12 protein-coding genes and 1 tRNA gene are annotated in these 13415 nt (G+C 49.9%); 10 read left to right on the top strand and 3 right to left on the bottom strand.

From position 1 onward, the window contains the following. From IEV40_RS02120 to IEV40_RS02085, 8 genes are all read left to right on the top strand, one after another. Positions 1 to 1029, top strand: coding sequence for a ComEC/Rec2 family competence protein (locus IEV40_RS02120; protein ID WP_188419302.1), 1029 nt, complete (start codon positions 1 to 3; stop codon positions 1027 to 1029). Positions 1030 to 1299: 270 nt separating this feature from the next. Further along, positions 1300 to 3243, top strand: coding sequence for an ATP-dependent nuclease (locus tag IEV40_RS02115; protein ID WP_188419301.1), 1944 nt, complete (start codon positions 1300 to 1302; stop codon positions 3241 to 3243). Next, positions 3240 to 4904 (top strand): UvrD-helicase domain-containing protein, encoded by a 1665-nt coding sequence (locus IEV40_RS02110; RefSeq protein WP_188419300.1) that lies wholly within the window; start codon positions 3240 to 3242, stop codon positions 4902 to 4904. The genes IEV40_RS02115 and IEV40_RS02110 overlap by 4 nt, the downstream gene beginning before the upstream one ends. A gap of 142 nt (positions 4905 to 5046) precedes the next feature. Then, positions 5047 to 5661: a hypothetical protein gene (locus tag IEV40_RS02105; RefSeq protein ID WP_188419299.1), complete on the top strand. Its 615-nt coding sequence runs from the start codon at positions 5047 to 5049 to the stop codon at positions 5659 to 5661. Between the two features lie 71 nt (positions 5662 to 5732). Further along, the gene (locus IEV40_RS02100; protein ID WP_229723916.1) at positions 5733 to 6629 is read left to right on the top strand and encodes an abortive infection family protein; all 897 of its coding nucleotides are present in this window, start codon (positions 5733 to 5735) and stop codon (positions 6627 to 6629) included. 21 nt (positions 6630 to 6650) lie between these two features. Continuing rightward, positions 6651 to 7628 (top strand): hypothetical protein, encoded by a 978-nt coding sequence (locus IEV40_RS02095; RefSeq protein ID WP_188419298.1) that lies wholly within the window; start codon positions 6651 to 6653, stop codon positions 7626 to 7628. 129 nt (positions 7629 to 7757) lie between these two features. Next, entirely contained in the window at positions 7758 to 8258 is a 501-nt protein-coding gene (locus IEV40_RS02090) for a TIR domain-containing protein (RefSeq protein WP_188419297.1), read from the top strand. Further along, positions 8255 to 9133, top strand: coding sequence for a macro domain-containing protein (locus tag IEV40_RS02085; RefSeq protein ID WP_188419296.1), 879 nt, complete (start codon positions 8255 to 8257; stop codon positions 9131 to 9133). The genes IEV40_RS02090 and IEV40_RS02085 overlap by 4 nt, the downstream gene beginning before the upstream one ends. A gap of 297 nt (positions 9134 to 9430) precedes the next feature. Here IEV40_RS02085 and IEV40_RS02080 read toward each other — a convergent pair. From IEV40_RS02080 to IEV40_RS02070, 3 genes are all read right to left on the bottom strand, one after another. Beyond that, positions 9431 to 9533 (bottom strand) — tRNA-Ile (locus IEV40_RS02080). 159 nt (positions 9534 to 9692) lie between these two features. Beyond that, positions 9693 to 10193 (bottom strand): TetR family transcriptional regulator, encoded by a 501-nt coding sequence (locus tag IEV40_RS02075; RefSeq protein WP_188419295.1) that lies wholly within the window; start codon positions 10191 to 10193, stop codon positions 9693 to 9695. Positions 10194 to 10196: 3 nt separating this feature from the next. After that, positions 10197 to 10694, bottom strand: a complete 498-nt coding sequence (locus tag IEV40_RS02070; protein WP_188419294.1) for a hypothetical protein — start codon at positions 10692 to 10694, stop codon at positions 10197 to 10199. A gap of 371 nt (positions 10695 to 11065) precedes the next feature. Here IEV40_RS02070 and IEV40_RS02065 point away from each other — a divergent pair, with 371 nt between their 5' ends. Further along, the gene (locus tag IEV40_RS02065) at positions 11066 to 11998 is read left to right on the top strand and encodes a chromate resistance protein ChrB domain-containing protein (RefSeq protein ID WP_188419293.1); all 933 of its coding nucleotides are present in this window, start codon (positions 11066 to 11068) and stop codon (positions 11996 to 11998) included. Further along, positions 11995 to 13371 carry a chromate efflux transporter gene (gene chrA, locus IEV40_RS02060; RefSeq protein WP_188419292.1) on the top strand — a complete coding sequence of 459 codons (1377 nt, stop codon included), beginning with the start codon at positions 11995 to 11997 and terminating at the stop codon, positions 13369 to 13371. The genes IEV40_RS02065 and chrA overlap by 4 nt, the downstream gene beginning before the upstream one ends. Positions 13372 to 13415: the final 44 nt, after the last annotated feature.

Here is a 13415-nt window from a genome sequence, read left to right as displayed (position 1 = left end):
ATGCGCAGCGCGATCATCGGCTTCGTCGTCGGTGCGGGCTGGTTGCAGACGCAGGCGACGCTGCCGTCGTGGCCGGTACTTCTTCTGTTGTGCGCGTTCGGAGCGTTGGCGATCGGCGTTGCCCGTATCGTCACGCAAGCGAGAGTACGTGTTCCTTTGTTGATCGCGGCCGGCTTGTCGCTCGGTTTCGCATGGGCGGCGCTGTTTGCGCATCATTACCTGTCGCAGGAATTGTCGCGCGAATGGGAAGGACGCGATGTCACGCTTGTCGGAACGATCGATAGTCTTCCCGACCATTTCACACGTGGTCTGCGTTTCCGATTCGCCGTCGAAAAAGTATTGCCAGTCGATGGCGAGACGCCAGCCATACCCTCGCACATCGCGTTGTCGTGGTACTCCTCCTTTGATGACGAAACGGTTCAGCAGAGCGTCGCCGTACAGCCGGGCGAACGCTGGCGCCTGACGGTGCGCCTGCGCCGTCCGCATGGCAATGCGAATCCCCACGGTTTCGATTACGAGCAATGGCTGCTGGAACAGAACGTGCGCGCGACCGGTTACGTGCGGGCAGGGCCGCAGGGCGAGCATGCCAATGCACGGCTGGATGCATTCGTGCCGGGATTTCGCGCCGTCGTCGAGCGCAGCCGCGGCTGGCTGCGTGAGCGTGTACAGCACACTCTGGAAGGCAAGCCGTATGCCGGCGTGATCGTCGCGCTCGTGGTCGGTGATCAGCGCGCGGTGGATCAGGAAAGCTGGAACGTCTTCAACCGTACCGGCATCGGCCATCTGATTTCGATTTCCGGCCTGCACATCACGATGATCGCGGCGATGTTTGCCGGCATCGTTTTCTTCTTGTGGCGGCGTTCGTTCTTTACCGGCATGCAGTTGCCGTTGCGCCTGCCGGCGCAGAAGGCGGCAGCCTTGGCGGGGGTATCGGCGGCTGTCATCTATGTGCTGCTGGCCGGCGCGGGCGTTCCGGCGCAGCGCACCTTGTGTGTAATTTATCTGACCAAAAATTGTGTTGCGTATTGAGGAGGAATATATTTCATCTATGTTTTTTATATTGGCAACATTTTCTGTGGCGATGCGATAAGGCTACACTATTAAACTAATCCCATATTTATGGGGTTAGTTTCCATAATGCAAACAAGTACATTAGCAGTTTCTCAGCCTCAAGTTTGGTCGTTACGAATTAAAGCGTTTTGGGACTTTGTCTCCCATATTGCCCATAGCTGCGCAGGTATGCGTTGAAGTAATCATGCTCCGGCGAATTGGCGGTATGAAATATTCACGGAGTATCTGATGAAATTGACAAATCTACGTTTGTCGGGCTTTCGCTCGTTTGGTCTATCGCCAGTCACTGTTGGCTTGGACGGTTTGACATTCCTTCTTGGTCCCAATGGTGCAGGAAAGACTGCCGTGTTACAGGCACTGGCTCGCATGTTCAGTTTGGACCCCAACCTTCGCAGGATCAAGTCTTCAGACTTCCACATCCCTTCCGACGAAGTCGCTGGAGCCCCCCCTGAAAGCCGAGAGCTCTGGCTTGAGGCTGATTTCCAGTTCCCCGAGTTGGAGACAGATGATGCCGAGGATGACGAACTGCCAGCTGTTCCGGGCAACTTTGCGCATATGCAGCTTGTTGCGAAGGATGGCCCTGCTCGTATGCGATTCAGGTTAAAAGCCACCATCGATCTCGACGGCGATATCGAGGAAACTTTTACCTGCGTCATTCGAGAAGATGAAGAAGGTGTGCCTGTTGAAGAGAGTCGCGTCTCTAAGCAAGATCGAAATTCGATTCAGGTTCACTATATTCCAGCGCGTCGCAATCCAGCCGACCACATTTCCTATTCAGCGAACGCATTGCTCGGCCGAGCCCTGCGAGCTGCAGATTGGACTGCAGAGCGTGATGATATTCGCGACCTTACAGGCCAAATCGAGGGTTCCTTGAAGAGTAATGGCGCCATCGAGAGTATCGGCGAGTCGCTGGCCAAGAAATGGGCTGCATTACACAAGGGCGCTTATTATGCGAGCCCTTCCGTTTCGTTCGCCGCAAGCGAAATCGAAAACCTGCTCAAGCATCTGAGCGTCGGGTTCTCGCCAGGCCATGGCGAATCGCTTGTAGATTTTTCCCGGCTCAGTGATGGGCAGCAATCACTGCTCTACATATCACTCGTGCTAGCCATGCATGATATCGGCAGCGAGGTTTTGAGCGGTAATCTGGACGCATTTAACATCGACAAACTGAGACCGGCGATATTCACTTTGATTGCCGTTGAAGAACCTGAGAACAGCCTTTCGCCTCACTACCTTGGACGTGTCATTAAGGCCATGACCGCGTTTTCGGAAGATGATAGTGCTCAGGCGCTAATAGCAACGCACTCGCCCTCCCTATTGCGACGGGTGCCTCCTGAATCGATTCGGTATTTCCGCCTCAACGATGACCGAACCACCAGCGTGCGTCTTATCGTATTGCCGGAAGGAGAAGTTGCGCACAAGTATGTGCGTGAGGGCATACAGGCCTTCCCGGAACTGTATTTTTCCCGCCTAGTTGTTCTTGGTGAAGGCGATAGTGAAGAGATTGTTCTTCCACGGTTGATGGCCGCGCGAGGTATCCTGACCGATGATGCATCTGTTTCGGTGGTCCCGCTTGGTGGTCGGCATGTCAATCATTTTTGGCGCTTGCTGAACGCTTTAGATATTCCATATGTGACCCTCCTGGATCTTGACGTGGCGCGCCATCAAGGCGGCTGGGGGCGTATCCGGTATGCTGCAAAAAACCTTCTTGCCTATGCGAACATCGAGCCGAACGATCTGACGAACGAGGATATTGATAGTATTCCTGTGTGGAATTCAGACCACGGGATCATGGTGAATGATGAAGGATGGATTGAACGCTTGGAAAAACTGGGCGTATTCTTCTCGACGCCTCTTGATCTCGATTTCATGATGCTGATGGCGTACCCGGATGCGTACAAGGTTGAAGACGATCAGCTTGTGGAGCCTGACGAGGCAATGCTTAAAGCAGTCCTTGGCAAGAATCACGACATAGTTGGAGGTCAGTACAAAGACGGTCAACTTGAATACTTTGACTCATACCACAGTAGGTTTAAGATTGGCAGCAAGCCGACTTGGCACATTCGCGCAATAGCTGAGCTCGACGACGATGAATTGCTAGAGACTCTACCTCAGGTTCTCGATCGAATGTTTGATTCCATTGAGGGCAAGTTGGAGGATCTTCCGGAATGATTCGCCCGGAACAATGGTTCCCATCTGATGTTCCGTCACTTGAGCCGAATGCGTTGGCAGCAGCGAAGGAGACGGGGCGGAATCTCGCACTAACAGCCGGTCCCGGGGCGGGTAAGACCGAGATGCTGGCTCAGCGGGCGGACTTCTTGCTGCGAACGGGAGCTTGTCGCTATCCGCGTCGCATCCTTGCCATTGCTTTCAAAGTCGATGCAAGCCAGAACTTGAAAGCACGGGTTAAAAAGCGATGTGGTGACGAGTTAGCTTCACGGCTCGACAGTCATACATTTCACGCTTTTGCAATGCGTCTCATTGACAGGTTCCGCCCGGCGCTGACTGGACAGAATGCGCTTGATCCTGATTTCACAGTGGGTTCTAATCGAATCCATCGAAGGGTAATCACATACGATGATATGGTTCCACTCGCCGTGGAGATCGTCGAGAAGAACCGCATTGCACGTAATGCCATCCGCCAAACCTACAGTCACGTCTTTCTCGATGAGTTCCAAGATTGCACAACTGTGCAGTACAGACTTATTAAGGCCTGCTTTGAGGATACCGGTATTTTTCTGACGGCCGTTGGAGACACCAAGCAACGCATCATGGGATGGGCCGGAGCGCTAGAAGGCATTTTCAATACCTATGCTGAGGACTTTGGGGCACTTCCACTTAATCTCTACCAAAACTTTCGCTCAAAACCTAGATTACGGCGGATGCAGAACGCGATGGTTCGTGTCATGGATCCTGCGGGGGCTGTGAATGATGCTGCGATCCCAGGGAACGAGGGCGAGATTGCAGTCTGGCGATTCGATGATGACGATTTGGAAGCCATTGATGTAGCGGCCAAGATTCGCGAGTGGATTGAGGATGAATGCTTGAACCCTTCTGAGATCGCAATCTTAGTTAGAAACCAGCAGAGCCTGTACTGCCAAAAACTATGCGCAGCACTAACGGCTCAGGCTGTGCCTTATCGTGAAGACGATGCAAACCAAAATTTGGCAGCAGAACCTATTGCCTGTCTCATCATCGATTTCCTGCTGGTTGTCACGGGCGAGCGCCAGCCGGCACCTTACCGCCGCCTTCTTGACCTAGTTGTCTTTGGCCGTGGTCTCGATGACGAACGTGAGTATCAAGCGCGCGCGAAGTGGAACCGATTCTTGGCGAATACACGGAGCGAGATTAAAGATGGTGAACTAGATATTGCTGATAGAGACGATCTCGCCGACATTACTCAAGCGCTTATCGAGGAAATAGGTCGTGACGCTGTCGTTGCTATGTCCTTTGAATATGTTCAGCCGCAACGACTTAAGGAACTGATCTCACAGACACTGGCTCGTGTGCACCAGTTGCTGGCGTTTGGCGAAGAGCCGGTCTCAGCGCTGGCTTCGTTTTCCGGGGATAGTGCAGTGCGGATCATGTCGATTCACAAGAGCAAAGGATTGGAGTTTGACACGGTAATCGTTCTAGGCGTTGAAGCACAAGCTTTTTTTGGGAAAAATCAGGAGGAAGAGCGGTCGACATTCTTTGTTGCAATTTCGCGAGCTAAGCGTCGCTTGTTTCTGACAGTGGCCGAGCAAAGAGAACGGCCTGATAAAGCGAAGAGATGGCATGTCGATCGGACTGAACACGCTGAATTTCTTAGTTATGCAGAAAACGCAATTTGACGTCTTAATCGAACCTAAGCACGAGGTTCTAACGACCCTTGGCGAAGCCTGACAAATTACAGTACTCGTAAAGTAGTGACAGTTTCCGAAGATCGGACACGAACTTTGGAGTCTCTTTCGGCCATAACCTTTGGAGTAAATCGTGCAACGCAATGAATTCACAAACAATCTAGTTTTACGTCACTTTGATAGAGCTCGGGAGATCACAAACAATACGATGTTCATGTTCGCTATTGACGCCCCAGATAATGATAAAGACAGATCTATTCCAGACTCTTTGAGACAAGCAATGCATTGGCCCGAGCATGTGAAATCGGTTTACGACTATAAAACGATGTTCCCAGGCGTATATGAAAGACTCTTTCAGTTCTGCGTAATATCCCTTTGCTCCGACATAGAGATCTTTTTCAAAGAACTGTTTGATGTCTACGGGTATAGCCATCAGGGACGATCCTTCGGGTTCTTTCAGCGAGTAGAGGATGTTTTTTCGGCACTAAAGGCTGAGGGAGTAGAACTGGCGCCGGTGGCCAGTTCAATCCAAACGGTTCAACTCGCGTTTCAAGTCAGGCACATTGGAGTTCACAATATGGGTATGGTTGACGAAAGCTTTCATAGGAAGACCGGACAAGGGAAAGTTGGTAATCCCTTTTATATCGATCAAACCATCTATCGTTCAATGTTTGACGCATATGTAGCAATCCTTGAGTATTTGGACGGAGTACTGCCAATATACGTGCCAGACCAAATATCTCGCTAGTTTCAGATATTAGAGTTTCAACATACGCCCATTTCTTGATCAAGAAGTGAGGCGCTAACGCGTGGTGAATCATGCCGTGGTGGCTGAATCACATCGCATATATTGGTTTATTTCCCTATCGATACAGCACTATGCAGAACATTCCTATTACTGACACAGTCGTTCATGCATTTGCCCAATTGGTAGACGACTCGGGTAACAGCGGAAGCTATCGAGAGCCATCGCATTCGGATATAGAATTTCAAGTTAATGCGTCAGGACTCACGACCTTCGATCCCAAACAACAGGGGCAGCTGATCGGAAAGGCCAAACGGGTCAGGGCTGTGCTGTACGAGGCGATGACAGCCAATCCCATGGCTGCCTCTCAGTTCGCCATGGGCCTCTTGGGAAAGATTCGTGCGTGTGGTGGCTTCCGCGACGGTTCACCAAATTTCGTTGGCTCCGAGGCAATTGCGAACGCTAGGTCGGCCTGCGACAGCGTCGGCTTTGCCCTTGCCGATGACGGAACGCTTGCTCCGAAAGTGCTCACAGCTCTCCGTGGCCCAGAGCTGACTGATGCACTATTGGGCTATGCGCGGCGTGCTCAACGAGGCGCCGAGGATGCGGCTCTTGTGGCTGGAACCGGCAAGGACCTGCTTGAGGCCACTGCTGCCCACGTGCTCATGACGATACGAGGTAGCTATCCCACTGGTGCCAATTTTCAGACCTTATTAGGCATGGCCTTTATTGCACTGGATCTTGCAGTTCCGGAAATACCTGAAGTTCAGGGAGAGTCGCCTGTTCGCGGAATGGAACGGGGGTTGTTTACTACTGCGCTTGGTATTAACCGCGTCCGAAACAAGCAGGGCTCTGGTCACGGTCGCCCATGGCTGCCGACGCTCACAGATGCTGAGGCTAAGGCAGCAATTGAATCTGTTGGCACGGTCGCTAGCTATTTGCTAGCAAAGTTGGCAATACACGGAAGGTAGCTTCTACCTCTACCATTGGCCATGACTGACCTGCTTCCCGTTTTAGTCCAAGCCACTGCGACAACACGATTGCAGTTGAAGCAATGGTTCGCTCGCTATCCAGCCGGCATGCCATGGTCAGTGGTCTCGGACTATTGCATTGGCGACGTCAACAAGGGTAACGACGTCTTCAGCTTTGTAATCATCGCCCCGCACGACAAGGCTGAAAACATCTGCGAGTACATAGCTGGTGCGGCACCCAAGGATCTGAAGAACACAAGCAAGGTTCCGCTGGGCCTAGTCCAGTACTTGACCTGCAAGATACCTGTGACGTTTAGTATTTCGTTCGTCATGAGGCGGGATGCAGCATTGCTACGCGATTATTTGAGCGTAGAAGGTATGAGATCGCTGGTTACCGGAGCTATATCCTTCATGAATGACCGTCTTTCTCTCTATCAGGATGTCCATGACATTCATTATCATCAGAGTGCCATCAAGCGGCTAAGGGACTTCGAACGAGATTTGGGCCATAAGGGCGTGAATGCAAAGTTAGCTAGGCAGATTCATCTAGTCGCCGCAATGGTGGCGACCCTCTGCAACATGCTAAATCAGGCTGTGAGCGCCAAGGCAATCCGTTGGATTTCTGACCGAGATGCACTCTTTGAGCGCCATGATGCCGTAGTGTCCGACCTGGCATATGTGTACTACCTGACCCAGGCAATCGAGTTCGCTACACCTGAGCAACGGAAGGCTCAAAATCTTGGAATATCTCTGGCCACCCTTGGCTTTGAGATTCCTGAGAAGAGCGGTAAGCACCGCTTTGACGAACTGGTCAGACTCCCGGATTACCTCGCCGGTACTTTGGCTGACTTGGACAGCGAGACTATGGTTGTATCCAAGAAGAAGTTCGACGTCGTGCTGAACAACGTCTTCGTCAACTCCAAAAATAATTGGCTGGTACAGCTGCTGTCAACGGGCGAACGTATCACGGCGCGCTCGGTGCTATTCCGCGGCTGGTGACTAGCAGCAGCTTAATTTTTTTCAAGCAGCGCACCGATCTATGTATGAATTCTACGATGTCGACTTTTTGTAGTCGCGCGGGTTACACTTTGATTGCTATAAAAATAACTAGTCATAGGGGGCGCTTCGATGAGTTACCGCAATAAGACATATATCGCGTTCGATGGCGATAACGACATGCATTACTACCGTTTGATGACTGCATGGAAGGCCAACGACGGATTTTCTTTAAACTTCCATAATGCCCATGATTTGAATACGGCACGGGATTCAAGCCAAGAGGAAAGTATTAAACGGCAACTTCGTGAGCGCTTCGCAAACTCAAAAATGCTAATTGTCTTGATTGGCGAGAACACCCGCTACTTGACGAAGTTCGTGAAGTGGGAGCTTGAGGTTGCGTTGAAATTAGGGCTGCCCATTGTTGGCGTAAATCTAAACGGAAGTCGAAAAATTGACGATAAATGTCCGCCGACGATCAAGAACGAGCTCGTGATTTATGTGCCCTTTAAGCACAACATCATTGAATTTGCATTAGATAACTGGCCGTTGGAATTTTCGCGTCTTCGTAATGAAGGAAAGAGTGGAGACTACTTTTACAACCAACATATTTACACGAGGCTGGGCTTGTGAAGTACTTCTTCGAATCGATAGGAACGCGAGCATATTGGCGTTACGCTCTTTTTTCTGCCGAGGCTATTGGCAAGTTTTTGGGCGTAGTAGGCGTCCTTTACCTTTGTGTCGATTTGGCAGATGCTTTCAACATCTATAAGAAAGATCGATATAGCTACTATGGGTTAATCATTTTAGTTTTTTTGGCGCTGGTCTATGTTTTGTCTACTCGTAGACCACTGTCGCGCGTCACCTATAAGATCCCGCAAAAGGATTTCTCAGTCGAAGTTCTTATCGGCGATCTTTTCAAAATCTCGGGTGAGGTAGTTATTAGCACGAGCTCAACTTTCGATACCGATATGGCCTCGGGGCTGATTGCTGTAAGCAGTTTGCAAGGTCAGTTAGCCACAAATTACTTCAATGGCCAGACTACGGAGATAGATCGACAGATAGACCTTTCGCTGAATAAGGAAAGTTTTATTGTTAACGAAAAACGCCCTGGAAAAAAGAAGGAGTACCCGATCGGTACAGTGGCACGTGTGAGTTCGCATAGCAAGAATTTTTACCTCGTGGCTATGTCGCACATGGATGAAAATGGGAACGCACAATCCGATCTAAAGATGGTCGATCACGCGCTCGAAAAGCTTTGGGTGAACTTGGCCTCTAAAGCCGAAGTCGGCGATATTGTGATGCCGCTGATAGGAACTGGTCGAGGCAGAGTTGCATATCCTCGGAAAAAAATGATTGAACGCATTGCTCAGTCTTTTACAGATGCTTGCAGTGAACGCGCATTTTCAAACAAGTTAATAATCGTTGTGCGTCCAGAAGATGCCTCTAAATTTTCACTCAACTTGTTTCAAGTAAGAGATTATCTTGGACAAAGTCTTCACACTTAGCTGAGTACTCCAAAGTTACCAGCAAATTGCATTTCAACCTTGCCGTTGATACGCATCAATCAATGTCCGCTAGCGGCCAAAAGCGGACGCCCGGCATCTTGTATTCGACATGGGAAATCTGTTGGTAGATATGCACGGCTTGCTGACTTGGCTAAGAAAGCAGCGCTCCCGGATTTTATAACCTTACGTCAATGTCTGACCGAACTTTATAACCTTTGGCATCAAGTAAGGAACTGGGGCCTATACACCGAAACTGATTGAACCCTTTGACGTGCTCTAGGTTGTAAGGAAGAGGAATGGTAGGGGTGGCGGGAATCGAACCCGCGTTCAACGCCTTATCTGGACGCCGCTTTGACGGGTTTATAAGGCCCGCGCCTTGACCAACATAAGCTACACCCCCGCGAAATCAGAATTGATCCGCGGTCGATATTCGAAAGGGAGGCTTATTCAGAAAATACATAAGCGCATATTATTTGGTTTTTTACGCGAATACAAGTTCGTCAGGGTACGGGTGAATATTCTCAAAAAGTCATAAATCAATTAATTCTACTGATAACTGCTAACTTTTCTTGTTTTGGGATTTTACTAAATACAGTTTTTCACTTTCTTGAGTTATCTGCTTTTTTAAATCGGAAATTAATTTTTCCTGTCGAGATGAAGTTTCTTGTAAAGCACTAATTTGTGTGGACAGTAAATAATTTTGTCGTGCAAGAGCTATCACTTCTTCTTGGGCATTTGCAGCAAGCTGCATGTACTCTTTTATTTTTAGAGAGTTTTCTTTCAGGCTGGAATTTGTGCTTTCCAAAAGTTTGCCAGATTGTTCATTCTTTAATCTGGTAAGTTCGGTAAGTATGGTCTTATGAAATCGATATATCGTGACTCTATCGACTTGTGCTTCTTCCGCCAGTAAAGATACAGATATTTTTCTTTTACTTTCTACTATAAGTGGATTGCCCGTTGAGAGGCGTTGAAGGGCGTTTTCAAGCTTAAGGCGCGTTACTTCGCGTGATTTTTGTTTGAACTCCTGAAGAGCGGGTTGGATTATTTTTTTATTTCGCATGATTTAGCAGTATTTTTTGTCCAACCTACTAAGTACTTTTTCAGCATGAATAATAATTTCATGAGCTCGCGCCGAACCAACTGCGCCAATATCAGCCAAAGCTAGCGCTTCATACTGTTGATCTCGAATTCCTTCCCATACAGGACGATGTTCTTGGCCGATAATTCCATATTTGCAGTCAACGCACAATTGCGCTTCGAATATACAAAGTCCTCCACATCCATTTCCTTTCGCGCTGCCTAAACACCAAGAGTGGCCGGTTCCACTTAAAGATATTGAGTCCGCATACTGCTTAATTAATTCTTCTTTATTTGTTGCGGTGCGAATCGTTGATCGCCAACCCTCTAGCCAATGACCTCCATTTGCAAGCGGTGTATCGGACGTGAGGTAGTTTTTCACAACCTCCGTCTGTCGAACCTGTTTCTCAGCTAAAACCATTTCAAATAGTTCAATGTCGGCCTCGAATTCATCCGTTCCCCCATCCGCATAAAAAGTAGTCATATCGAGGCTGTAATGGCCGAAATGATCGCGCAGAGTCAAAAGATCCCCAAGCTCTGATTTTGCTATGGATCTTGCATATGTGCGTCGGAATTGATGGCTATGTGAGTATTCGCACGAAAGTAACCACATAGCCGCGTTAGAAAGTAACCAGCGATTCGCATTTCAAAGTAGCCATCTGCCGCGTCGGTAGTGCACCACTTGATTTTTGATTATTCAGCAGCATGAATTTGCATTGATGATTGTCCGAGTGGATGAGCGCTTTCAATGTCAGCTATCGCCCAAAGCAGGCAATCGTTGTTTGAATAAATAGTTCTTGCACTCATCCATGTTTACGGTAGAGTTAACTACATATTGGTAGCTAATTCTACATAATGAACTGGATTCTACTCATTCTCACTCTCCCTACGGAGAACGCCACCGCACGTATGCGGGCATGGCGCACCCTTAAAAACTCTGGCGCGGCTGTCTTAAGGGATGGCGTCTACCTCATGCCCGAGGGCGATGGCGGCAAAGTTTTGCTAGCTGATATAGCCGAAGACATCGAGAAAAGCGGTGGCACAACCTATCTGCTCAGCACGCATGCTGACCGTGACGTTTTTGCTGGGATGTTCGACCGTTCCGCGGAATTTGCAGAACTTGCGGATGCGATTTCACAAGCGAGGGCTGGGCTAACCGACGATACGGCCGCAGATACGCTGAAACAATCACGCAAGTTACGCAAGTCGTTCGAACAGTTATGCACGATTGACTTCTTTGCGGATGAGGCGCAGCGGCAAACAAGCGCAGCCTTGCTCGAACTGGAGAACGCCGTCATTCGTACGCTGTCTCCCGACGAGCCGCATGCCATATCAGGCGACATCGCAAAGTTATTGGTCAAGGATTACCAAAAGCGGGTCTGGGCAACGCGTGCGCGTCCTTGGATGGACCGATTAGCATCCGCTTGGTTAATCCGTCGATATATCGACCCTAAAGCCAAAATTCTTTGGCTTCAGTCTCCGTCTGATTGTCCACCTGATGCCCTGGGCTTCGACTTCGACGGTGCGACGTTCTCGCATGTCGGTGCGAAAGTGACATTCGAAACATTGCTCACAAGCTTTGGGCTGGAGTCTCCGACGCTGAATCGCTTGGGAAGTATTGTTCATTTCATCGATGCGGGTGGCATTCAACCACCAGAAGCAGCTGGTATTGAGCGTGTTCTCGTCGGCATCCGCGCCACCGTCCACGACGACGACCAATTACTCATGATTGCATCCGGCATTTTCGATGCACTCGTCACAACGTTTGAGCAGGAGATTTCAGGATGAGTACCAGCACGAATGCTATCGATTCGAATGAAATTGGTGGCGAGTCAGAGGCACCATCACAGGTGACCTTTATTCAAGCTTTGAAACTGTGGTTCAAACTCGGCTTCCTTGGTTTTGGCGGACCAGCGGCGCAAATATCGTTGATGCATCGAGAACTTGTTGAGCAGCGTCGCTGGATAAGCGAAAGGCGCTTCTTGCATGCGTTGAATTACTGCATGCTTCTACCCGGGCCGGAAGCGCAGCAGCTGGCCACCTATATGGGCTGGCTCATGCATAAAACAAAGGGAGGCGTTGCAGCTGGCGTCCTCTTTGTATTACCGGGACTTATGTTTCTGATTACGCTGTCTTGGCTGTATATCGCGTACGGACATGTGCCACTGATTGCAGGTCTCTTCTACGGCATCAAGCCCGCGATTACTGCGGTGGTGGTACATGCCGTGCATCGCATTGGCTCAAGAGCATTGAAGAACAGTTGGATGTGGGCGATTGCAGGCGCTTCCTTTGTCGCCATCTTTGCACTGAATGTGCCGTTTCCTGTCATCGTTCTGACAGCTGCAGTGATTGGCTACCTAGGCGGCCGTTATGTCCCTGAAAAATTCACCGTGGGTGGTGGGCATGGTGCTGCGAAGAAATCGTATGGCCCAGCGCTGATTGATGACAATACGCCACCACCGGAACATGCGAGGTTTCGCTGGTCCGGTCTGCTAAAAATCGTTGCCGTCGGCGCTGTCCTTTGGGTCGTACCAATGGCATTCCTGACGCTGCAGTTTGGATGGTCCCATCTGCTTACGCAGATGGGATGGTTCTTTACCAAAGCAGCGTTGCTGACGTTTGGTGGTGCATATGCCGTGCTTCCTTACATCTATCAGGGTGCGATTGGTCATTACAACTGGCTGACACCGACGCAGATGATTGATGGTTTGGCTTTGGGTGAGGCGAATCCCGGGCCGCTCATCATGGTTGTCGCCTTTGTGGGATTTGTCGGTGCATATGTGCAATCTGTATTCGGTGCCGACTTGAAGTTCGTTGCAGGTGTGACGGCAGCAGTTCTGGTGACCTGGTTTACCTTCCTGCCCTCATTCATCTTCATTCTTGCGGGCGGCCCTTTAGTCGAGTCGACTCACGGCAATCTCAAGTTCACAGCACCGTTGACGGGCATCACTGCAGCTGTAGTCGGCGTCATCCTCAATCTTGCGGTGTTCTTTGCCTACCATGTTCTGTGGCCTCAAGGATTCAAAGGTTCGTTCGACTGGATTGCGGCAATGATGGCTGTCATCGCTGCTATCGCGTTAGTACGCTACAAACGTAATGTGATTCAGGTTATTGGTGTGAGTGCGCTAGTCGGACTCTTATTGAAGACAGTACTCCCTTGATGGCGATGCGGCCATCGTTTAGGGGCCGCATCGATACATTTCTC

This window comes from Oxalicibacterium solurbis, from assembly GCF_014635845.1.
Taxonomy (GTDB): Bacteria; Pseudomonadota; Gammaproteobacteria; order Burkholderiales; family Burkholderiaceae_D; genus Oxalicibacterium; species Oxalicibacterium solurbis.
The sequence above is the reverse complement of the archived record's forward strand: the minus strand, read 5'-3'. Positions and strand labels throughout refer to the sequence as shown.

What these genes read in the sequence shown, in the direction of transcription:
- IEV40_RS02070 (WP_188419294.1), bottom strand. Translation starts at nt 10,694, where the DNA reads ATGACTACTTTTTATGCGGATGGGGGAACGGATGAATTCGAGGCCGAC.
- IEV40_RS02115 (WP_188419301.1), top strand. Translation starts at nt 1,300, where the DNA reads ATGAAATTGACAAATCTACGTTTGTCGGGCTTTCGCTCGTTTGGTCTA.
- IEV40_RS02090 (WP_188419297.1), top strand. Translation starts at nt 7,758, where the DNA reads ATGAGTTACCGCAATAAGACATATATCGCGTTCGATGGCGATAACGAC.
- IEV40_RS02095 (WP_188419298.1), top strand. Translation starts at nt 6,651, where the DNA reads ATGACTGACCTGCTTCCCGTTTTAGTCCAAGCCACTGCGACAACACGA.
- IEV40_RS02110 (WP_188419300.1), top strand. Translation starts at nt 3,240, where the DNA reads ATGATTCGCCCGGAACAATGGTTCCCATCTGATGTTCCGTCACTTGAG.
- IEV40_RS02120 (WP_188419302.1), top strand. Translation starts at nt 1, where the DNA reads ATGCGCAGCGCGATCATCGGCTTCGTCGTCGGTGCGGGCTGGTTGCAG.
- IEV40_RS02075 (WP_188419295.1), bottom strand. Translation starts at nt 10,193, where the DNA reads ATGCGAAATAAAAAAATAATCCAACCCGCTCTTCAGGAGTTCAAACAA.
- IEV40_RS02100 (WP_229723916.1), top strand. Translation starts at nt 5,733, where the DNA reads ATGCCGTGGTGGCTGAATCACATCGCATATATTGGTTTATTTCCCTAT.
- IEV40_RS02065 (WP_188419293.1), top strand. Translation starts at nt 11,066, where the DNA reads ATGAACTGGATTCTACTCATTCTCACTCTCCCTACGGAGAACGCCACC.
- chrA (WP_188419292.1), top strand. Translation starts at nt 11,995, where the DNA reads ATGAGTACCAGCACGAATGCTATCGATTCGAATGAAATTGGTGGCGAG.